Consider the following 21,516-nt stretch of genomic DNA (forward strand, 5'->3'; position numbering starts at 1 on the left):
GGAGAGCGGAGTTAATAAATACAAAAAAAGTCTGTCCTTTTCACAAAGAACAGACCCATGAAAATTCACAAATCAAATTTTGATAACCCAAACAGCTATCAAATAGAAAATATTTTTAGTAAGCAAAAAGAGGATATTTCTTCATTGTCTCATTGACACGTGCACGCACCTGTGCAATAACCTCTTCATTTTCTACGTTAGACAATACAGTCTCAATCATTTCAGCGATTTCGAGCATTAAGTCTTCCTTAGCTCCACGAGTCGTGATGGCAGGAGTACCCAGACGGATACCGGAAGTCTGGAAAGCCGAACGGCTGTCAAACGGAACCATATTCTTGTTTACGGTAATATCAGCAGAAACCAATGCTTTTTCCGCTACCTTACCTGTCAAATCAGGATATTTGCTACGCAGGTCTACCAGCATGGAGTGGTTGTCGGTACCACCGGAAACGATGGTAAAGCCACGGTCTACGAGAGCCTGTGCAAGTACAGCTGCATTTTTCTGTACCTGTTTAGCATATTCCTTGAATTCAGGTTGCAGGATTTCGCCGAAAGCTACTGCTTTGGCAGCAATTACGTGTTCCAGCGGTCCGCCTTGGATACCGGGGAATACGGCAGAATCCAACAATTGAGACATCATTTTGATTTCACCCTTCGGAGTTTTCTTACCCCATGGATTGGGGAAGTCCTTACCCATCATGATGACACCACCACGAGGTCCGCGAAGTGTTTTATGTGTAGTAGAAGTGACGATATGTGCATATTTTACCGGGTTTTCGAGTACTCCGGCAGCAATCAGGCCGGCAGGGTGAGCCATGTCAATCATCAGGATGGCGCCTACCTTGTCAGCGATTTCGCGCATACGTTTGTAATCCCATTCGCGGGAGTAAGCAGAACCGCCACCGATAATCATTTTCGGTTTCTCACGCAGAGCGACTTCTTCCATCTGGTCGTAGTCAACGCGTCCTGTTTCCTGATTCAGGTTATATTCGCAAGGAGTATAGATGATGCCCGAAGTGTTCACCAATGAACCGTGGGAAAGGTGTCCGCCGTGTGCAAGGTTCAATCCCATGAATTTGTCGCCCGGATTCAGGACAGCCAGGAAAACCGCTGCGTTAGCTTGCGCTCCTGAGTGCGGCTGTACGTTTGCCCATTCGGCTCCGAAGATTTCTTTCAGGCGGTCGATAGCGATTTGTTCGCTTTGGTCTACAACCTCACAACCACCATAGTAGCGTTTGCCCGGATAACCTTCTGCGTACTTGTTGGTCAGGCAAGAACCCATTGCCTGCATTACCTGGTCACTCACGAAGTTTTCTGATGCAATCAGCTCGATACCTTTCAGCTGACGTTGATGCTCTTTTTCGATGATGTCGAAAATTAAGTCGTCTCTTTTCATTCTTTTATAAGTAAGATTAAAATTCTAATTCGAGATACCTATTTTTAAGCGCACAAAGTTAATGAAATCAAAGAATAATTGACAATTGCCCCTTGACAATTGACAATCTTTAAATATTCATCCCTTTGAACCGCTACTCTTTATTTTTCAATTCTCAATTTTCAACTCTCAATTTATCAAAGGAAGAATCCCAGTGAAAAACTTAACGCGCTGTCGCGACGGTGGAAAGTGATATGGCTGACTCCCGTACTACCGTCGGAATTGATATTGTCATACACAATGGATTTGGAAATATTTCCCACTCCTTGTTCATAGCGGAAATCGAAGAAGATACGGGAAATATTGACGCCCACGCCAATCACCGCACTGACATTGAACGGATACAACTTCTCATGAATACCTTTCTGGTCGAAGTTCCTGAAAGTGATTTCGTTCTGCTTTCCCCATAAATAGCGGAGTTTCGGTCCTGCAAAGATAGACATTCCATACGGCCCCTTCTTCACCACATTGTACCCGTACAAGACAGGGAAGTCAATGCTGTGCAGTACAGATTGCACCGAGGCATAATCCGGCTCGATGGCGGGATGCTGCGAGCCCAGCTTGTCGAAAGTAATTTCACATTTGGTTACATTGTACGATACTTCCGGCTGTATGAAATGCTTCTTCATATTGATGCGCATGAAGAGGGCACCGAAATAGCCGATTTTATAGTTATTCTGCACCTCGTCAATCGTCACGTCCTTAATCTTCAACTCGGATACCATGAACATGGAAGAGTTGAATCCCGCCTTGATGCCGAAATTGATTTTCTTGGTATTGGGGCGATCCACTCTGTCTGAGTTGTAATTCTGTCCAAAAGCCATGCAGGCTACGGCCAGCGAACCGAGAAGAAGGATTTTGCGTAACATACTGATTTATTTTTTCTTTTCTACACTCCAGCCGAACTTGCCGATTTTCTCTCCCAAATCATAATATCCGCCATGCACGTATACCAGCGGATTAGCTTCCGCCAGTTCGAACTTTCCGGTTTCGGGATTCAGGTTCCGCTCGTCCGCACGCACATTCACTACATCCGCGATAAACATATCATGCGAGCCGAGAGAAACAATTTCCTTCACACGGCATTCGATGCAAAGGGGAGACTCTTCAATCAACGGCGCGTTCACTACGCTACATCGCCCCGGAGTGAGCTTCATCTCTTCAAACTTATGATAATCACGTCCCGAACGGACTCCGCACCAGTCGGTGGCAAAAGCCATGTCTTTCGTTGTCAGGTTAATGACAAACTCCATGTTCCGCTTGATAATCCCATATGAATGCCGTTCCGGACGTACGGATATATAACACATGGGCGGATTCGTGCAAATCGTACCCGTCCATGCTACAGTGATAATATTATATTCACTTTCTTCCTTTCCGCAACTGACCAGTACAGCCGGAAGCGGATAAATCATTGTTCCTGGTTTCCAGTCTTGTTTCACTTCTTTAATAGAAAATTGCAAGTTGAAAATTAAATGATTGTGATTTCCTCACGTTTCTGTTCTTTCTCGCAATAATGGCATTTCACGATACAGTTGTCCTTGTCTATCACATGGAATAGCGTAGACATTGGTTCATTGTTCGTGATGCATTTCGGATTGGCACATTTCACGATTCCACGAAGTTCATCCGGCATTCTCACTTCCTTCTTTTCCACCACCTCATAGTTGCGGATAATGTTCAACTTCACGTTCGGGGCGACTACCGAAATACGGTTAATCTCCTCATCGCAGAAAAACTTGTCCGCAATCTTGATGATGCCTTTCTTGCCCAGCTTCTTGCTTTCGAGATTGAACCCGATAGTGATATTGCTTTTCATTTGTTCCACGCCGAGCAGTTGCACTACGGTGAAGAGCTTCTCAGACGGGATATGGTCAATCACCGTCCCGTTTTCCAGGGCGGCCACTTGCAGTTCTTGTTTATTTTCGCTCATAATAAAATATCGTTTTTAACGTCATCTAAAGTGATACCTAACACATCGCAAAGAATCGCTTCGCGGGCATACAGACCGTTTTGTGCCTGTTGGAAGTAATATGCTTTCGGATTATCGTCCACGTCGTAAGCAATCTCGTTGACACGTGGCAGCGGGTGCAATATACGCAGGTTCGGACGGGTATTTTCCAGCATCTTGTTGCGGAGAATATACACGTTCTTCACCCGTTCATATTCCATCAGGTCGGTGAAACGTTCGCGTTGCACACGGGTCATATACAGAATATCGGCATCAGCGATAATCTCTTCGGAGAAGTCCGTATGTTCAACGTATTTTATTTGGTGAGTCTTGCAATAGAGCTTGTATTCTTCCGGCATTTTCAACTCTTCGGGAGCGATAAAGTGGAAAGTGGGATTAAAGTGGCGCATTGCCATCAATAGTGAATGTACGGTACGTCCGTATTTTAAATCGCCTACCAGAAAAATATTCAGGTTCTCCAACGTACCTTGCGTCTTGTAGATAGAGTAGAGGTCGAGCATGGTCTGCGACGGGTGCTGGTTGGCTCCGTCTCCTGCATTGACGATAGGCACCGGAGCCACTTCACTGGCATATCGTGCCGCTCCTTCGAGATAATGGCGCATGACGATAATGTCCGCATAGTTGCTCACCATCATAATCGTGTCTTTGAGTGTTTCCCCCTTCGAAGAGCTGGTTGCTTTGGGGTCAGTGAATCCGATAACCCGTGCACCGAGACGGTTGGCAGCTGTTTCAAAACTCAGGCGGGTGCGGGTAGAAGGCTCGAAGAACAGGGTTGCTACAACCTTTCCTTGTAATAACCGGCGGTTGGGGTTCATTTCAAACTGCTTCGCCATTTCGAGCATGTAGAGGATTTTTTCTTTAGAATGTTCGGCAATGGTTACTAAACTTCTGTTTTCCATTTTGTTATATTTTATGTGGATAGAACTTGTTTTACCGGAGTGTAAAGGTACGAAGAATTTGTGAGAAGCACAGATTTTTCGTACCTTTTTTATCACCTTTTTATCAGCCGGCTTGTTTCCGTCCGCCGGCTAACACCGCAATGATGTATTTCCCCGGTGCTCCGATTTTATTCCAGGACGTATTGGAAAGCAGTTTCCACACCTGCGTGCCTTTCCTGCCATAATCCGACAGCCGGAGAATCGTCTGCCTCTCTTTCGGGTTTGTCACTTTGTGGCATTCCAGGCTTTCTATCAGCCCGGCTATGTTGTGCGTAGCCTGATTGTAAGCATACCCCGGAATCTCAAACGAAGCATCGCTTATTTCTTCTTCCTCAAGATTTTGTTTAGTTTGTTTTAGTTTAGTTTGTCCGGAAATGTCCTCATTTTCCGGGTTCACGTCCTCTTGAGTCGAAGAAATGTTTGCATTTTCATTGTTCATCACCTCCTTTTGTTTCCCTTTTCTCCTTTTTGTCTCTAATATATAAGGTAATTGGGAAAAGTCAATTTTCCGCCGTGTAGTCGCTTCGAACCATACTTCCTGAATCCGTTCCGAGGTCAGTACACCATATTGCTCGTAAGTCTCCTTATGGAAAAATCCCTTTTCCAATAGCAGTCCCATAATTTTTACCATCATTTCCTCATTAATCCCGCCACCCACTTTACGGACGAAAATCAGGCTTTGTTCTTTTCCCCAAGAGATGTAATATCCCTCTTTATAGATTTTGCAAAGCAATCGCAGAACGACATAAGAGGCTAAAACGCCAAATTTTGCTTCCAGCAATTCCATAACTTCTTCATCGAAAAAGTTGGCCGGTGTAGGGAAATAGGAGATTCCTTTGTTTATCATACTCATAATTCAATATGTTTTACTGAAAATTAAACGATTGCTTTCCATTCCATCAGGTTGCTGATTCTGAATCTTCTCCATCCTTGTTGTTCCTCACTCCAGTAGACAACAGACTCCTGCTTTACTGTTAACTTGAACTCCCGATGAAAGAATTTTTCGTATCCTACCAATGTACCTTTTTCCAGGCAGAATGTTCCGTCCTGTTTCTGAAAAGCTATCATTACATTTCCATATAGCATGCGTTTTACCAATTCCATACACTTCAGTACGATTCTTTCCGCACATATTTCCGAAATTCCTTTTTCGGCGGCAATACGTTTTTTCCATATTGACATGTAGTCTTCAGACTTTTTTTTCTTACAATATTTTCTCATTATGTAATTTTTATTTAAAATTGATCACTCGTGTTTATTGCATAAACTTCCCCCTATCGGGATAGTGACGGTATGCTGCAGATATAGCGTCACTATCCTCGTCTCATAGTGACGCCATCGCGACTGGATAGCGTCACTATTTTTTTAGTAGAAGTTTACTGTTTTTCAGCCGGCGGAAAACGGCGGCAAAAGTAGAGCTTGTATCTCAACTGCACAATTATTTTTGTAAAAACTTATTAGAGCCCTTCTCTTTAGCCTGTCTTTCCTTCTCTTTCTGTTGCTCCCGGAGAACTCCTCTGATTACGGATAGCTTGGTTTTTATGCTGCTGATTTCCATTAACTTATACCCACCTTGCTTGGAGACGTACAAGTGCTCTTTTTTATGGATTTGTTTGGCTAAATCTTTTAGCTTTTTTGAGTGCTCCATATGAACGTTTCCCTCCTCAAATTTTTGGAGATATACTGTGAGAAGTGCCGTTTCATCTCCGGTCAGTCCGCCTCTTTTTTCCAGTTCTTCTTCACTGATGATTTCCGCTTTCTTATATCTGCTGCCACTCTTTTCCCGATTTTGGGCATTGTTTTTTACTCGAGTTTTCGCTTCTCTTTTGGGTGTCTTTTTACTAGCCATAATTTGCTAATTTTTACTTTAGTTAAAAATATTAAATATTAAAATATACTTTGGCAAGTGTGCGATAAAGCTGCGAAAAGATTTGTTTTTTTGCCGCTTGCCAAATGGTATATATATAAAATAACTAGTGATGCAAATGACAAGTAAAAATGGATTTAGCCGGTGTGGAGAGCTCTACATCGGTCGTTTGCGAGAGGAGGGTCGCCATTCCACGGCGCATGTTTATAAAAACGCCCTCTTTTCTTTCAGCAAATTCTGCGGCATATCCAATGTGTCGTTCAGACAAGTCACCCGTGGACGTTTACGATGCTACGGGCAGTATCTTTATGAGTGTGGCTTGAAGCCCAATACGATTTCTACGTATATGCGTATGCTCCGTAGTATTTACAATCGGGGAGTGGAAGCAGGGAATACCCCTTACGTGCCGCGATTGTTCGGTGATGTCTATACGGGGGTCGATGTCCGTCAGAAAAAAGCTTTGCCAATTGACGAATTGCACAAGCTTCTGTATGAAGACCCGAAGTCGGAGCGTTTACGTCGTACGCAAGCCATTGCCACCCTGATGTTTCAGTTTTGCGGAATGTCGTTCGCCGACTTGGCTCATCTGGAGAAATCGTCTTTGGAAAGCAATGTTCTGCGTTATAACCGTGTCAAGACCAAAACTCCCATGAGTGTGGAGGTGTTGGACAGCGCAAGGGAGATGATTGAGCAACTACGGAACAAGCAGGATTCTTTGCCCGGTTGTCCGGATTATCTGTTTGATATTCTCCGTGGTGACAAGAGACGGAAAGACGAACGTGCTTACCGTGAATATCAGTCCGCTCTCCGCCGGTTTAATAGTAATTTAAAGGATTTGGCAAGGGCGTTGCATCTGAAATCTTCGGTTTCTTCCTATACGCTTCGTCATTCCTGGGCTACTACCGCCAAATACCGGGGAGTCTCAATTGAGATGATTAGCGAATCATTGGGGCACAAATCTATAAAAACCACACAAATCTACTTGAAAGGCTTCGGGCTTAGAGAACGTACAGAGGTAAATAAAGGGAATTTATCTTACGTTAGGAACTACTGCGCTAGCAGATAATTATAGTGTAATATATTGGTAATCAGTGATAATAATCACCCGTTACTTCTTAGGTAACGGATTTAAATTTGAGGCAAAGATAGACAAAAACATAGATAGCATACAAATATTTCTTCACTTTTTTTAGTTTTATCTGAAACATAGGGCAAAAAACTATCTGAACATGAAATCGTGGATTTTTCATGTTCAATCATTTTTATTGCCTAATCCGAAGAGGCTTCTCGTTGATTATAAGGCAATTTCATCTTTTCTCCCCTGTCTATGTGTGTAATTTCCTTTTTCATTGTTGTATGTGACTTATCCGTTACCTAAGAAGTAACGGACAAATATGGGGTAAAAAAACATGATTTTAACAAAGAGAAAATCAGTAATTGCTGGGCCTAGTAATGGGACAGGGGAAGGCGTAGCACACTCTAAACGTTGGTATGTAGCTTTGGTTCGCATGCATCACGAAAAGAAAGTCTCGGAACATTTATCTAAGATGGGGATTGAGAATTTTGTTCCGGTTCAACAAGAGGTTCACCAGTGGAGTGACCGTCGTAAAGTAGTCGAATCAGTCTTGCTTCCAATGATGGTGTTTGTACACGCTGATGTAAAAGAACGCAAAGAAGTCCTTTCCTTTTCTACAGTTAGTCGGTATATGGTAATGCGTGGTGAGAGCAGTCCGACTGTCATTCCTGATGAGCAGATGGCTCGTTTCCGTTTTATGCTTGATTATTCCGAAGATGTCATTTCCATGAACAGTGCTCCTTTGGCACGTGGTGAAAAGGTTCGCGTCATCAAAGGTCCTTTGACGGGGCTTGTGGGTGAACTTGTCAATGTTGACGGCAAGAGTAAGATTGCCGTCCGGTTAAATATGCTTGGATGTGCTTGTGCTGACATGCCAATGGGGTATGTAGAACCGGTGAGGTCTTGATTTTAATTTCTGATTGCATCTCTGATACACAATTTTATTCGTTTATACTACAATGGAAAAAACATTAAGGGGTATAGCTCAATACGCTCGTAAGAATTATTTGAGTTATTGGATCATTTTGGGTATTGATACGGTGGTATCTGTTTTATGTTCATTGGTCGCTTATGCCGTTATTCATTATATGGCGCATGTTCCGATGAGTGACCGGGTGCTTTGTCTGTTGGTTGGCGTTTCTTTGGCGGCAAGTGTTGCCGGAGCCTTGTTGTTTCATACCTATCGCAATACTATCCGCTTTTCTCAGGCACGCGAGCTTTGGCGTATCATGTGCGCTGTATTATTCAAGATAGGATGTTTGTTCGTGATTTCTTTTTGGATCATATCCGACACACAACTGCTTGATAATTATAAAGTCTCCTACCTTCTGTTTGACGGTCTGTTGACACTGGTTGCGCTGACGGTCTTTCGTGTTTCGCTTATCATCACTTACGATCTTTTGTTGGATTGGGTAAATAAAAAGAATACACGTATCCTTATTTATGGTGTTGACGAAGAGAGTGTGGCCTTGAAGTTACGTCTCCGTGACAGTGCGCATTATAAGGTCGCAGGCTTTTATGTTTATGGCAAAAACAACAGCCGTCGCCACTTGGCGGATCTTCCTATTTATTATTTTGAGAACGAAGCGGATGTTGACTATATAATACGCAAGCGTGGTATTAAGGGTATTCTGTTTGCCCGTTATGAGGATACCCGTCTGGAGGAGAACCGCCTTTTGGAGTATTGTAAAAGCAATAAGCTTAAAACTCTGATTGCTCCCACTATCAGTGAGGCGGATTCCGACGGTAATTTCCACCAGTGGATACGCCCCATTAAGATTGAAGACTTGTTGGGTCGTGCTGAAATAAACATCAATCTTCGTCAGGTCGCCGAAGAATTCCAGGGCAAGGTTGTGTTAGTAACCGGTGCTGCCGGTAGTATCGGCAGTGAACTTTGCCGTCAGCTTGTACAGATGGGCATTCAGAAACTCATCATGTTTGACTCTGCCGAGACTCCTTTGCATAATGTCCGTCTTGAATTCGAGAAGAATTATCCTGCCATAGATTTTATTCCTGTGATTGGTGATGTGCGTGTGAAAGAACGCGTACGTATGGTATTCGAGCTCTATCATCCACAAATTGTCTTTCATGCTGCCGCTTACAAACATGTACCTTTGATGGAGGAAAATCCTTGCGAAGCTGTTCTGGTGAATGTCACAGGTTCCCGTCAGGTAGCTGATATGGCAGTAGAATATGGTGCTGAAAAAATGATCATGGTCTCTACTGATAAAGCCGTTAATCCTACCAATGTGATGGGGTGTTCTAAACGTCTGGCGGAAATCTATGTACAGAGTCTGGGATGTGCCATCCGTGAGGGTAAGGTTAAGGGACATACGAAATTCATCACTACCCGTTTCGGTAATGTCTTGGGTAGTAACGGTTCTGTGATTCCCCGCTTTAGGGAACAGATAGAGAATGGAGGACCTGTTACAGTCACTCACCCTGATATCATCCGCTTCTTTATGACTATTCCTGAGGCTTGCCGTTTGGTAATGGAAGCCGCTACGATGGGAGAGGGTAATGAGATATTTGTCTTTGAGATGGGTAAGGCCGTTAAGATTGTGGACTTGGCTACCCGTATGATTGAACTGGCTGGTTATCGTCCGGGAGAGGATATCAAGATAGAATTCACCGGCTTGCGCCCTGGTGAGAAACTTTATGAAGAAGTATTGAGTGATAAGGAAAATACAATTCCGACCGAGAATAAAAAGATTATGATAGCTAAAGTCCGTCGGTATGAGTATGCCGATATCCTTGATACGTACACAGAGTTTGAGAGACTTTCCCGTGCGGTTAAGATTATGGATACGGTCAGACTGATGAAGATAGTGGTTCCTGAATTCAAATCAAAGAATTCTCCGCGATTTGAGGTATTGGATAAAGAACAATAAACTAGAATATATTATGAACAATTCATTTTGCATTGCTGTGAGTATGCGGAAAAAAGCCGGAGGGATACTTTCCTGCCTGTTTGTACTCCTTCTGCTTGCTTCCTGCCAGTCATACAAGAAAGTCCCCTATCTGCAGGACTCAGAAGTTGTGGGACAGGCTGTTCAACAGGAAACTCTGTATGATGCCAGGATAATGCCTAAGGATCAGCTTACTATCATGGTGTCATGTACCAACCCTGAATTGGCAGCTCCTTTCAACCTGGGAGCGAGCGGTTCCGCCGGTATGATTGCCGGAAACTCACAGGGTGCTTCCCAATCTTCCCCACAGACTTATCTGGTGGATAATGAGGGTAATATCAATTTTCCTGTATTGGGGATATTGAAAGTAGGGGGACTGACCAAGAAAGAGGTGGAGCAAATGATAGTGGAGAAACTTAAACCTTATATCAAAGAAACTCCGATTGTTACTGCCCGTATGGTCAACTATAAAATCTCTGTGTTAGGAGAGGTCGCTAGTCCTGGTACATTCACTATCAGCAATGAGAAAGTGAATCTGTTGGAGGCCTTGGCCATGGCGGGTGATATGACCATTTATGGCATGCGTGACAATGTAAAATTGATTCGTGAAGGTGCCGACGGTAAGCAGCAGATTATAACGTTGGATTTGAATAAGGCTGAAACTATCCTTTCCCCTTACTATTGGTTGCAGCAGAACGATATTATATATGTAACTCCTAACAAAGCGAAGGCACGTAATTCAGATATCAGTAATAGCACAAGTCTTTGGTTCTCTGCTACTGCTATTTTGGTGTCATTAGCGAATATATTAGTAACAATCTTCAAAATCAAAAAGTAGCATTGTAATATGGTTGAGGAAAGAAAAGAAAGAACAGGGGCACAATCCGAGGAACAGATCAACATTCAGGAAATCCTTTTCTGTTATCTGATTCACTGGCCGTGGTTCGTGGTTTCGGTAATAGTCTGTATTGCTGTTGCATGGGGATATTTGCGTCTGACAACACCTATATATAATATTTCCGCTACTGTTCTGATCAAGGATGAGAAGAAAGGTGGTGGTGCGAATATGTCTTCCGAACTGGAAAAAATGGGGCTAAATGGTTTTGTCTCTTCATCAAGTAATATAGAGAATGAAATTGAGGTTTTGACTTCCAGGACATTGGCAAGGGAGGTGGTCAGTTCTTTGGGATTGTTTGTGACTTATATGGACGAGGACAGGTTTCCTAAAAGGGAATTGTATCGCACTTCCCCAGTTCTGGTAAGCCTGACTCCACAGGAAGCGGACAAGCTTCCGCAGACAATGGAGGTGGGTATGGTTCTGCAACCTTCCGGTGCGACGGATGTACAGATTAGGGTTGGAAAAAAGGAGTACCAGAAACGTTTTGAGAAATTGCCTGCCGTATTTCCGACCGATGAAGGTACGGTTGCTTTTTTTGCGAATAACGATACCTTGTCACCTATCCGTTCGGAAAGTGTAACAAAAGAACGTCATATTACTGCTTATATTAGCAGGCCTTTTTCTGTAGCGAAAGAATATGCAGATTTCCTGTCAATAGCTCCTACCTCAAAGGCGACTTCCGTAGTGACTGTTTCACTCAAAAACTCGAATACTCAACGCGGTAAGGACTATATAGACAAGCTGCTTGAGATGTATAATATCAATGCCAACAATGACAAGAATGAGGTTGCTCAGAAAACGGCCGAGTTTATTGACGAACGTATAGGTATCATTTCAAAAGAATTGGGCAGTACGGAACAGGATTTGGAGAATTTCAAGCGTAGTGCGGGTATTACGGATTTGAGTAGTGAGGCCCAGATAGCTTTGGCTGGTAATGCCGAATATGAGAAGAAACGTGTGGAGAATCAGACACAGATAAATCTTGTCATGGATTTGCAAAGATATTTGCAGGGTACCGAATATGAAGTGTTGCCTTCGAATGTCGGTTTACAGGATGCTAGTGTAGCGGGTGCAATTGACCGGTATAATGAAATGGTGTCCGAACGTAACCGTTTGTTGCGTACATCCACGGAAAGCAACCCGGCAATTGTAAATCTAAATGCCAGCATCCGTGCGATGCGCGGCAACATACAGACCACTTTGGATGCAACGCTGAAAGGCCTGGAGATCACTAAGGCTGATTTGGCCCGTGAAGCAGGCCGTTATTCCCGTCGTATCAGTGACGCACCCACTCAGGAGCGTCAGTTTGTGAGCATTGCCCGGCAGCAGGAAATCAAGTCTGGTCTATATCTGATGTTGCTCCAGAAACGTGAAGAGAATGCCATTGTCTTGGCCGCTATAGCCAATAACGCCAAGATTATAGACGAGGCACAGGCGGACGGTGCTCCGATTTCTCCGAAGCGTATGATGATTTATTTGGCGGCTTTGGTATTCGGAATAGGTATTCCGGTAGGTATCATTTATCTGATAGGTCTGACCAAGTTCAAGATAGAAGGTCGTGCAGATATTGAAAAATTGACTTCGCTTCCTGTTATTGGTGATATTCCATTGGCAGATGAAAAGACTGGTTCTATTGCAGTATTTGAGAACCAGAACAATCTTATGAGCGAGACTTTCCGCAATGTCCGTACCAATCTTCAGTTCATGCTTGAAAATGGTAAGAATGTGATTTTGGTGACTTCTACCATTAGTGGTGAAGGTAAGTCTTTTATATCCGCCAATTTGGCTATCAGTCTTTCCTTATTAGGGAAGAAAGTTGTGATAGTTGGTCTTGATATCCGTAAACCGGGCTTGAACAAGGTCTTCAACATACCTAAGAAAGATCATGGTATTACTCAATTTCTGACTAATCCTGCTATAAATCTGATGGATTTGGTACAGTCTTCTGATATAAACAAGAACTTATATATTCTTCCCGGTGGTACAGTACCTCCCAATCCGACTGAGTTGTTGGCTCGTGATGGCTTGGAGAAAGCTATTGAAACCTTGAAGCAGAATTTTGACTATGTGATATTGGATACTGCTCCTATAGGTATGGTGACAGATACTTTGCTTATAGGACGTGTGGCGGACTTATCCGTCTATGTATGCCGTGCTGATTATACTCGTAAGGCAGAGTTTACTTTGATTAATGAACTCTCTGAAAATAATAAATTACCTAATCTCTGTATTGCTATCAATGGGTTGGATCTTCAGAAAAAGAAGTATGGTTATTATTATGGTTATGGTAAATATGGCAAGTATTATGGCTATGGTAAACGCTATGGCTACGGCTACGGCTATGGAGAACATAAGTCAAGTAAAAAGTAAATATCTCATTTTTTAATAATCTGCTAGAGAAGATAATTAGTCTTTTTGCAATATATGTCAGAACTACAAATAAGTAATTCGCAATCAAACAATAGGCGGATAGCAAAGAATACTGTTTTACTTTATTTTCGTACACTTTTTATCATGATGATTACGTTATACACAAGTCGTGTCATCTTGAATCAACTCGGAGTGGAAGACTATGGTATATATAATGTTGTAGGTGGTGTAGTTGCAATGTTTTCAGTAATATCTGCTGCTCTCTCTTCTGCTATTAGTCGTTTTATTACTTTTGAATTAGGCAGAGGTGATACATATAGGTTGAGCACTATCTTTTCTACGAGCATCAATATTCAGGTGGGAATATCCCTTATCGTTTTGCTCCTTGGCGAAATTATAGGTGTATATTTTCTTAATTGTAAGATGTCCATTCCTCTTGAACGAATTAGTGCAGCTAATTGGGTCTTTCAATGCTCGCTTATCACCTTTTGTATTAATTTGGTTAGTGTTCCTTATAATGCTTGTATTATTGCTCATGAGCGGATGTCTGCGTTTGCTTATATCAGCATTCTTGAAGCAGCTTTGAAACTAGTTATTTGCTACATGCTTATTATTTCGCCATGGGATAAGCTTATCTTCTATTCAGTTCTGATAGTTGCGGTATCTGTCATTATTCGTTTTACTTATAGCATTTATTGTAATATCTATTTTGAAGAGAGTCATTACAAATGGAAGTATGATAAGGCAATTTTACGAGAAATGACAAGTTTTGCTGGTTGGAATTTCTTTACGAATGTAGCATATGTTTTTAACACTCAAGGTGTCAGCCTTCTTATAAATATTTTTTTTGGTGTTACACTAAATGCCACTCGAGGAATAGCTTCGCAAGTTGAAAGTGCAGTAATGCAGTTTGTTAACAACTTCACCACTGCTATTAATCCACAGATTACCAAGTGTTATGCAGCTGGTGAGAAAGAACAGATGTTTACCCTCATTTGCCGTGGAGCTAAGTTTTCATATTTGCTCCTTCTAATATTTGCACTTCCTCTTATGATTGAGACTGAATACATTCTTACTTTATGGCTTAAGATTGTGCCAGAACTGACTGTCATTTTCGTTCGTCTTACACTGATAAGCGTAATGGTTAATATACTTGGGAATAGTTGCTATACTGCTTGTATGGCAACAGGGAATATCAAACGATATGTGATATGGGTTACATTTGTGGGTTTACTTGTTTTTCCTTTTACTTGGATTGCTTATGCTTGTGATTTATCAGCGGAGAGTGCTTATATTATTTATATCTTGGTTTATGTGGGTGTGGATATTACTCGTCTTTACATCATGAAAGGGTTGCTTCATTTTCCAATAATAATATTTGTAAAGAATGTCTTGTATCCTATTACTTTTACTACAGTTATCGGAGTTATTCTCCCTGTGCTTGTGGTAATGCATATGCAATCGTCATTCTTTCGTATGATTGTCTCTTGTTTGGTTAGTTTTATTTCTGTAGGATTAGCTGCTTGTTATATAGGTTTAACCAAACATGAGCGTGAAATGACATTTGGGAAAGTCTGGGCAAAAATAAAAAAAGGATAATATGTCAGTAGTAAATAAATTGAAGTACATGGTTTCTTTTCTTCTCCATGGTAACCCCAAAAAGACTATAGCCAACATCAGCTATCTTCACCCTAATCACCAGTTGCAAGGTAAGAAGATTATTATTACTGGTGGTGGCAGGGGACTTGGTTTTGCTATGGCAAAGAAGTTCAAGGCCGAGGGGGCAGTGGTGCTGATTGCAGGAAGAAACGAAGGTATATTAAAGGCAAGTGCCGAAGAAATTGGTTGCAAATATCTTTATCTTGATGTGCAAAATGTCGATTCATTCAAATCTTTCATAGATGAAGCGGACAAACAGCTTGGTGGTGTCAATTGTATCGTAAATAATGCAGGAATTTCTCTTCATGAAAATGGTTTCCTTGATGTTTCTTTAAAACAGTTTGACTCTCAGTTTGACACAAATCTTAAAGGAGCTTTTTTCTTGACTCAATGCTTTATCAATAAATCAAGGGAAAATAAAACAGAAGGTACCAAAAATATACTTTTCACTTCTTCAGAGACTAGTATTACAGTTGATGAACGTCCGTACGGATTAACAAAAGCTGCGCTTAATAGTCTTGTCCAAGGACTTGCTTATCGTTATGTGAATGAAGGTTATCGTATTAATGCTGTTGCTCCTGGAGTTACAGTATCTGATATGGTGGGAGCTGGAACTGATGGAAATCTCACCTGTAATTATAACATTACAGACCGTTACTACTTGCCTGAAGAAGTGGCAGAAGTTGCTTGTTTTCTTCTCAGTGATGCTTCTAATTGTCTCAATGGGCAGATACTTGTTTGTAATGAAGGAAAAACGCTTAATGCTCGATGGAAATAATGATATAATAATGAAAAAGAAATACTATACCAACGAACGGAATGTGCAGATAGTCATAGCATTACTTAAAGCTTACAACATTCGAAAAGTGATTGCGTCTCCAGGTACTACCAACATGACATTTATCGGTAGTATTCAGAATGATCCCTTCTTTGAAATTTATTCATCAGTTGATGAACGTAGTGCTGCTTATATCGCTTGTGGACTTGCAGCAGAAAGTGGTGAACCTGTAGTAATTAGTTGTACAGGGGCAACCGCATCCCGAAACTATATGCCGGGACTTACAGAGGCTTATTATCGCAAGTTGCCCATATTAGCTATCACTTCGCACCGTGGGGATGCTTCCATTGGACATCTGGTAGATCAGCAGATTGACCGCCGCAACATACCTAATGATATTGCGATGACTAGTGTAACAGTTCCTCTTGTTAAAGAAATAGCTGATGGATGTTATTGTATGAATGAGGCTATCAAAGCTATTCTTGCCCTTCGTCAGCACGGTGGTGGACCTGCTCATATAAATATGCATACGGGGTATTCACTGGATTTTTCAGTTAAAGAATTACCAATTGTACGTAAAATTGAACTACATACTGCTTTTGATAAACTTCCCGAGCTTCAGGAAGGTAAGCGTGTGGCTATTTTTATTGGTGCTCATAAACCTTTTACTGTAGAAGAGACAAATGCCATTGACCACTTTTGTGAAGCGCACGATGCAGTTGTTTTTTGTGATCATACTAGTGGCTATCGTGGTAGGTTCGAGACTCATTTCTCTCTCTTTTTCACACAGGATAATTATCGTTCGCCTTTTTTGAGTGCGGATATCCTAATTCATCTTGGTGAAGTTTCAGGAGATTTGGCACGCATGAGTATCGGTGGGGTATGGCGAGTTAGTGAGGATGGAATTCTTCGCAATACTTTCGGTTGTCTTACTCATATTTTTGAGATGCCAGAGAGTTATTTCTTCGAGGTATATACTCCAGAGAATTACACACCTTGTACAAATTTTTATGATGCATGTCAGCAGGAACTTAAGGGAGCATTAGCTAAACTTCCTGAACTCCCTTTTAGTAATGTATGGATGGCTCAACAGATTCATGACGGATTACCGGAGAATAGTTATTTTCATATGGGGATTTACAATTCTCTTCGTAGTTACAACTTTTTCTCTCTTCCAAAGTCGGTTATATCTTCATGTAATGTTGGGGGATTCGGTATTGACGGTGGTGTGTCAACCCTTGTGGGGGCTTCTTTAGCCCATCCTGACAAGTTACATATCGGTATTTTTGGTGATCTTGCTTTTTTCTATGATATGAATGTTTGTGGCAATCGTCATGTAGGTAATAATGTTCGTATTTTACTTGTCAATAATGGTAAGGGTAACGAGTTTAGAAATTATGGTCATTATTGTTCCATTTTGGGAGAAGATGCCGATAAATATGTAGCGGCCGCTGGGCATTATGGACAGAAATCGTCAGTTCTTGTTAAGCATTATGCAGAAGATTTGGGTTATGAGTATTATCAGGCAAGTACCAAAGAGGAGTTCCTTCTAAATGTCGATAAGTTCTTGAATCCAATTATTGGTGACAAGCCAGTCATTTTTGAAGTATTTACTACTACCGAGGGTGAGAGTAATGCTATCCAGATTATGCGCACTTATCTCAATGATTATAAGATAATCATCAAGAATAAGATTATAGGAACTGTACGTATGGTTCTTGGAAAAAATGGAATAGAGACAGTCAGAAAATTGTTAGGTAAATATTGAATATGAGAATAGGGATCCTTACTCAGCCACTCTATTGTAACTATGGTGGTCTTCTCCAATGTTATGCGCTTCAGCATACTTTGCAACGTATGGGGCATGAAGCTATTGTTGTACGGCGTGAATGGAACAGGCAGTATAGTTTTAAAGGGGCTTGCATCTATTACGTTAAGCATATAGTGAAGATGCTGATGGGTAAACGTGAGTCTTGGCATTATTATGTGGCTCAGGAGAAGCGTGATTATATAGCTCAGAATACATATAAGTTTATAAATAAGCATATAATTCCTTACTCTAATTATTGTTATTCTACGGAAGAATTGAGAAACGAGGTAGAACGGCTGCAGTTGGATGCTATCATTGTAGGTAGTGACCAAGTATGGCGTCCTCATTACTCTCCTTGTCAGCCTAATTATTTCCTAGATTTTCTCCCTCTGGATAGCCGTATTAAGCGTATCAGTTATGCTGCTTCTTTTGGTGGTGATGATTGGTTGTTTTCTCCAGAACTGACTGCTCAATGTAGCAAACTTCTTAAACGTTTTGATGCTGTTTCCGTACGTGAGCAGTCAGCCATAGGGCTTTGTAAAAAGTATTTTAATGTGGATGCTGTACAAGTTCTCGATCCTACAATGTTGCTTGAATCAGTGGACTATAAGGTAATTATAGGTTCATGCTCAAAAGACAGAGGTAGTCTCTTTTGTTATATATTAGACAGAACAGACGAAAAAAATAATATAATTAAGAAAATAGCGGAAAGGGTAGGGAAGAAACCATTTGAATCAATGCCTGAGTTATCGGATGAGGTTTATAATCTCTATGGCAAGATAGATAAATGTATTTATCCTCCTGTTGAGGATTGGGTATCAGCTTTCATGGAGGCTGATATGGTTGTTACTGATTCATTTCATGGGACTGTTTTTAGTATCATTTTCAATAAACCTTTTTGGGTAGTAGGTAACGAAAGTCGTGGAATGGCACGTTTTCAGAGTCTTTTGTCTATGTATGGATTGGAAGATAGATTGATTACTGCCAAATCATTGCAGGAGATTGACTTTAATACAGCCATTAAATGGGACAGTGTCAATGAGAAGAGAAGAATGTTACAGGTGAAATCAAAAGAGTTTATCACAAAAGCATTATTATGAATACGATAACTTTCGGTCGTGATAAGACACAAATACTTAAAGGTATTGCTCTGTTATTGATGCTTATTCACCATACGAGTAATCCTTCGTATTGGTCGGAGAGAGGGACGTCATTGTATTCTTATTTTGAACATCAAGTAGCATCGACAAAAATGTGTGTGTATATTTTTGCTTTTCTTGTTGGCTATGGTTTCTTTTGTTCAAAGAACAAGACATTGAAATATAGTCTCAAGCGCATACTCCTGTTGATAGTACCCTTTTGGACGATGCTATTTTGTATGTTTATTCCTGCTGCATACGCATCTGGTGAATTTTATGATGTATTGGACTGTAATGCAATAGGGAGTAAAAATGGTATTGTAGAGTTGTTCTACAATATGTTTGGTTTCGTGGAGACACTCAATTGGTATAGCTGGTTCGTTGGCTTCTATTGCTTTAGCATGCTGCTTATGCCTGCACTACATAAGTTTTTTCAGAAGTTCCAGTGTTTTGGATGGTTGATTGCTATTATAGGTTTCTACATACTTGCTGTAGGCATTCACTCCATTCGTGATTGGGATACTATGCCTATCGTTCACATGATGTTCATAACTTGTACGCTCATACCTCTGATTATAGTGGGCTATATGTGTGCGATGTGGAATGTGCAAGGCAAGATCCCTACATGGTTTGAGGGTAGGGAGCATATACCATTGGCATTGCTTACTATTGCAGCAGTATTGGTAATAAATGCTTTCAGGATCTATACTGCAGGCTTCTGCATACAGGCATTCTATACTCCACTGCTCATCTTTGCTATTGTTGGCATTTTTAATAGTATCAATGTGAAGTGGTTGAGCAAGGGATTGATGCAAGTTGGCGACATCTCGATGTATATGTGGTTTTTCCATGCCATCTTCTTTACTGAGTCGGTTAATCTCTATACTAAACGATTAGTCTTCAGTCCTATACATAGTTACTTATACACTCTCTTCATGACCTTTGTACTAACCTATATCGGTTCGTGGATAATTAAGAAAATTATTTCACCTATATTGAATGTGATTAAATGAAATTTAATATTGTATTCTCGTTTCCTGTACATGAGAAGTTTTAGGTAATTATAGATTGATTGTTAGATATTACTACTTCTAATCAGAATTGTGCAGTTATTTAACTCATTCAGGTGAAATGATAAAGATATTCAAAGACAAATTTGGTAAATAATAAACAATATGAGACGTCTACACATTGTTATGCCTATGGCTGGCGAGGGCTCTCGTTTTGCCAATGCGGGCTGGACCACTCCGAAACCCCTCATCGAGCTTAACGGTCAGCCTCTGTTTAAACGTGCTATCAGTAGTGTGGTTGCTGAGGGTATTGAGATGAAGTATAGCTTCATCGTGCGTCAAGAACACATCAATAAGTATGGTATCGATGCAGGTATCAAATTATTCCTGCCTGAGGCTAATATCTTCTCAGTAATGAAGACTACCCGTGGAGCTGTTGAGAGCTGTCTGATTGCAGAGAGTGCTATTGCAGATGATGATGCCGTCATCGTGATGGATTGTGATTTGGAGTTCAGGAGTGTGAAGTTCATCGAGATCATTAAACAGATCCTTTCTCTGTCGATGGAGGAAGCTAACGGTGGTGCTCTTGTCAGTTTCGAGTCCGAGCAGCCTAAGTACAGTTATGCAGAGGTCGGTGAGGACGGTTGCGTAATACGTACAGCCGAGAAAGAGGTCATCTCCAATCACGCCCTTTGTGGTGCTTACCTCTTTTCTACAGGTAAGCGTTTCAAGGAGATCGCACATCAGTTGCTTAATGAAGCTGAGTTCAAAAAAACCGAGTACTACGTGAGCCTGCTATATAACTATATGCTGGCAGCAGGGGAACGCGTTCGGCTCGCACCTATGGAAGAATACTACTCATACGGAACCCCCGAAGAACTGCAAAGATATTTGTTATGATTAAGGCAATAATTACAGATTTTGATGGCACACTGGTCGATACTTTTGAGGCTAATCTTCGCGCTTATCAAGAAGCGTTTGCTAGTATAGGCGAAACGCTTACTCCAGAGCGCTATCGTGAGTGTTTCGGATATCGCTTTGAGCACTTTATGTTAGAAATTGGTATCAATGATGTAGCAAAAGTAAATGCAATCAAAAAGGCGAAGAAAGAAGCTTATCCTAAGTATTTTGACAGTCTTCGTCCTAATAAGGCGCTAATCTCATTGATCGAGACTTTCAAAGTAATGGGAGCAAAGACGGCAATAGCCTCAACAGCTCGGAAGGAGAATCTCATGAATGCAGCTACATTCCTTGGAGTTGATAAACATTTTGATTTGATTTTTGCAGGAGTGGATGTAAAGGAAGGTAAACCATCACCAGAGATTTATCTTAAAGCGATGGAAACTCTTGGTGTCAAACCTGAAGAAACTTTGATATTTGAAGACAGTCAAGTTGGTATTGATGCAGCAAAGGGTTCAGGAGCGCAATGTATGGTAGTCTCGGAGAAACAGTTTTTGTGATTTGAAATATTTTAAGAAATGATAATAAGTATTTTAAAAGACAAGACAACTGTTTTGAAGGGGATAGCAATTGTTTTCATGATACTCCATCATTGTTTGATTAAGGAGTTTTATGCTGAACCGCCAGTTCATCCATTGCATATTTTTTAGTGTTGCTACTAGAGGCGTTTTCCAAGATATGCCAATATGGATTAAC

20 protein-coding genes are annotated in these 21,516 nt (G+C 41.2%); 12 read left to right on the plus strand and 8 right to left on the minus strand.

Translation table 11 applies throughout. The annotated features are described in order from the left end of the window. Nucleotides 1-115: 115 nt before the first annotated feature. The 8 genes from glyA to CLIN57ABFB40_RS05615 form a co-directional block, all read right to left on the minus strand. The gene (gene glyA, locus CLIN57ABFB40_RS05580; RefSeq protein ID WP_175629246.1) at nt 116-1,396 is read right to left on the minus strand and encodes a serine hydroxymethyltransferase; all 1,281 of its coding nucleotides are present in this window, start codon (nt 1,394-1,396) and stop codon (nt 116-118) included. Between the two features lie 176 nt (nt 1,397-1,572). Continuing rightward, nucleotides 1,573-2,310: a porin family protein gene (locus tag CLIN57ABFB40_RS05585; protein ID WP_410489601.1), complete on the minus strand. Its 738-nt coding sequence runs from the start codon at nt 2,308-2,310 to the stop codon at nt 1,573-1,575. Next, nucleotides 2,311-2,877 (minus strand): flavin reductase family protein, encoded by a 567-nt coding sequence (locus tag CLIN57ABFB40_RS05590; protein WP_175629248.1) that lies wholly within the window; start codon nt 2,875-2,877, stop codon nt 2,311-2,313. A 29-nt stretch (nt 2,878-2,906) separates the two neighbouring features. Continuing rightward, entirely contained in the window at nt 2,907-3,368 is a 462-nt protein-coding gene (gene pyrI / locus CLIN57ABFB40_RS05595; protein ID WP_175629249.1) for an aspartate carbamoyltransferase regulatory subunit, read from the minus strand. After that, on the minus strand, nt 3,365-4,306 hold the full coding sequence (pyrB, locus tag CLIN57ABFB40_RS05600; protein WP_044654187.1) for an aspartate carbamoyltransferase: 942 nt from the start codon (nt 4,304-4,306) through the stop codon (nt 3,365-3,367). The genes pyrI and pyrB overlap by 4 nt, the downstream gene beginning before the upstream one ends. A gap of 103 nt (nt 4,307-4,409) precedes the next feature. Continuing rightward, nucleotides 4,410-5,198: a DUF4373 domain-containing protein gene (locus CLIN57ABFB40_RS05605; protein ID WP_175629250.1), complete on the minus strand. Its 789-nt coding sequence runs from the start codon at nt 5,196-5,198 to the stop codon at nt 4,410-4,412. 23 nt (nt 5,199-5,221) lie between these two features. Further along, a complete protein-coding gene (locus tag CLIN57ABFB40_RS05610; RefSeq protein WP_175629251.1) occupies nt 5,222-5,566 on the minus strand; it encodes an SH3 beta-barrel fold-containing protein in 345 nt (114 codons plus the stop codon). A 217-nt stretch (nt 5,567-5,783) separates the two neighbouring features. Beyond that, nucleotides 5,784-6,194, minus strand: a complete 411-nt coding sequence (locus CLIN57ABFB40_RS05615; RefSeq protein WP_175629252.1) for a DUF4119 family protein — start codon at nt 6,192-6,194, stop codon at nt 5,784-5,786. A gap of 130 nt (nt 6,195-6,324) precedes the next feature. Between CLIN57ABFB40_RS05615 and CLIN57ABFB40_RS05620 the strand changes: the two genes are divergently transcribed. The 12 genes from CLIN57ABFB40_RS05620 to CLIN57ABFB40_RS05675 all read left to right on the plus strand — a co-directional run bounded on the left by CLIN57ABFB40_RS05620 (nt 6,325) and on the right by CLIN57ABFB40_RS05675 (nt 21,320). After that, nucleotides 6,325-7,278, plus strand: a complete 954-nt coding sequence (locus tag CLIN57ABFB40_RS05620) for a tyrosine-type DNA invertase cluster 3b (RefSeq protein WP_175629253.1) — start codon at nt 6,325-6,327, stop codon at nt 7,276-7,278. Between the two features lie 343 nt (nt 7,279-7,621). Next, nucleotides 7,622-8,194, plus strand: a complete 573-nt coding sequence (locus CLIN57ABFB40_RS05625) for a UpxY family transcription antiterminator (protein WP_175629254.1) — start codon at nt 7,622-7,624, stop codon at nt 8,192-8,194. 52 nt (nt 8,195-8,246) lie between these two features. Further along, nucleotides 8,247-10,178, plus strand: coding sequence for a polysaccharide biosynthesis protein (locus CLIN57ABFB40_RS05630; protein WP_175629255.1), 1,932 nt, complete (start codon nt 8,247-8,249; stop codon nt 10,176-10,178). A 13-nt stretch (nt 10,179-10,191) separates the two neighbouring features. Then, on the plus strand, nt 10,192-11,034 hold the full coding sequence (locus CLIN57ABFB40_RS05635) for a polysaccharide biosynthesis/export family protein (protein ID WP_175629256.1): 843 nt from the start codon (nt 10,192-10,194) through the stop codon (nt 11,032-11,034). A gap of 9 nt (nt 11,035-11,043) precedes the next feature. Continuing rightward, nucleotides 11,044-13,464 carry a GumC family protein gene (locus CLIN57ABFB40_RS05640; RefSeq protein ID WP_175629257.1) on the plus strand — a complete coding sequence of 807 codons (2,421 nt, stop codon included), beginning with the start codon at nt 11,044-11,046 and terminating at the stop codon, nt 13,462-13,464. Between the two features lie 192 nt (nt 13,465-13,656). After that, entirely contained in the window at nt 13,657-15,063 is a 1,407-nt protein-coding gene (locus CLIN57ABFB40_RS05645) for a lipopolysaccharide biosynthesis protein (RefSeq protein ID WP_317167705.1), read from the plus strand. A gap of 1 nt (nt 15,064) precedes the next feature. Continuing rightward, a complete protein-coding gene (locus CLIN57ABFB40_RS05650; RefSeq protein WP_073345593.1) occupies nt 15,065-15,901 on the plus strand; it encodes an SDR family NAD(P)-dependent oxidoreductase in 837 nt (278 codons plus the stop codon). Nucleotides 15,902-15,911: 10 nt separating this feature from the next. Then, nucleotides 15,912-17,669, plus strand: coding sequence for a thiamine pyrophosphate-binding protein (locus tag CLIN57ABFB40_RS05655; protein WP_175629259.1), 1,758 nt, complete (start codon nt 15,912-15,914; stop codon nt 17,667-17,669). A gap of 2 nt (nt 17,670-17,671) precedes the next feature. Beyond that, nucleotides 17,672-18,811: a polysaccharide pyruvyl transferase family protein gene (locus tag CLIN57ABFB40_RS05660; protein WP_175629260.1), complete on the plus strand. Its 1,140-nt coding sequence runs from the start codon at nt 17,672-17,674 to the stop codon at nt 18,809-18,811. Further along, nucleotides 18,808-19,863: an acyltransferase family protein gene (locus CLIN57ABFB40_RS05665; RefSeq protein WP_175629261.1), complete on the plus strand. Its 1,056-nt coding sequence runs from the start codon at nt 18,808-18,810 to the stop codon at nt 19,861-19,863. The genes CLIN57ABFB40_RS05660 and CLIN57ABFB40_RS05665 overlap by 4 nt, the downstream gene beginning before the upstream one ends. Nucleotides 19,864-20,025: 162 nt before the next feature. Beyond that, nucleotides 20,026-20,760, plus strand: a complete 735-nt coding sequence (locus CLIN57ABFB40_RS05670) for a glycosyltransferase family 2 protein (RefSeq protein ID WP_175629262.1) — start codon at nt 20,026-20,028, stop codon at nt 20,758-20,760. Next, nucleotides 20,757-21,320, plus strand: a complete 564-nt coding sequence (locus CLIN57ABFB40_RS05675) for an HAD family hydrolase (RefSeq protein ID WP_175629263.1) — start codon at nt 20,757-20,759, stop codon at nt 21,318-21,320. The genes CLIN57ABFB40_RS05670 and CLIN57ABFB40_RS05675 overlap by 4 nt, the downstream gene beginning before the upstream one ends. Nucleotides 21,321-21,516: the final 196 nt, after the last annotated feature.

The organism is Bacteroides acidifaciens, from assembly GCF_903181435.1.
GTDB lineage: Bacteria > Bacteroidota > Bacteroidia > Bacteroidales > Bacteroidaceae > Bacteroides.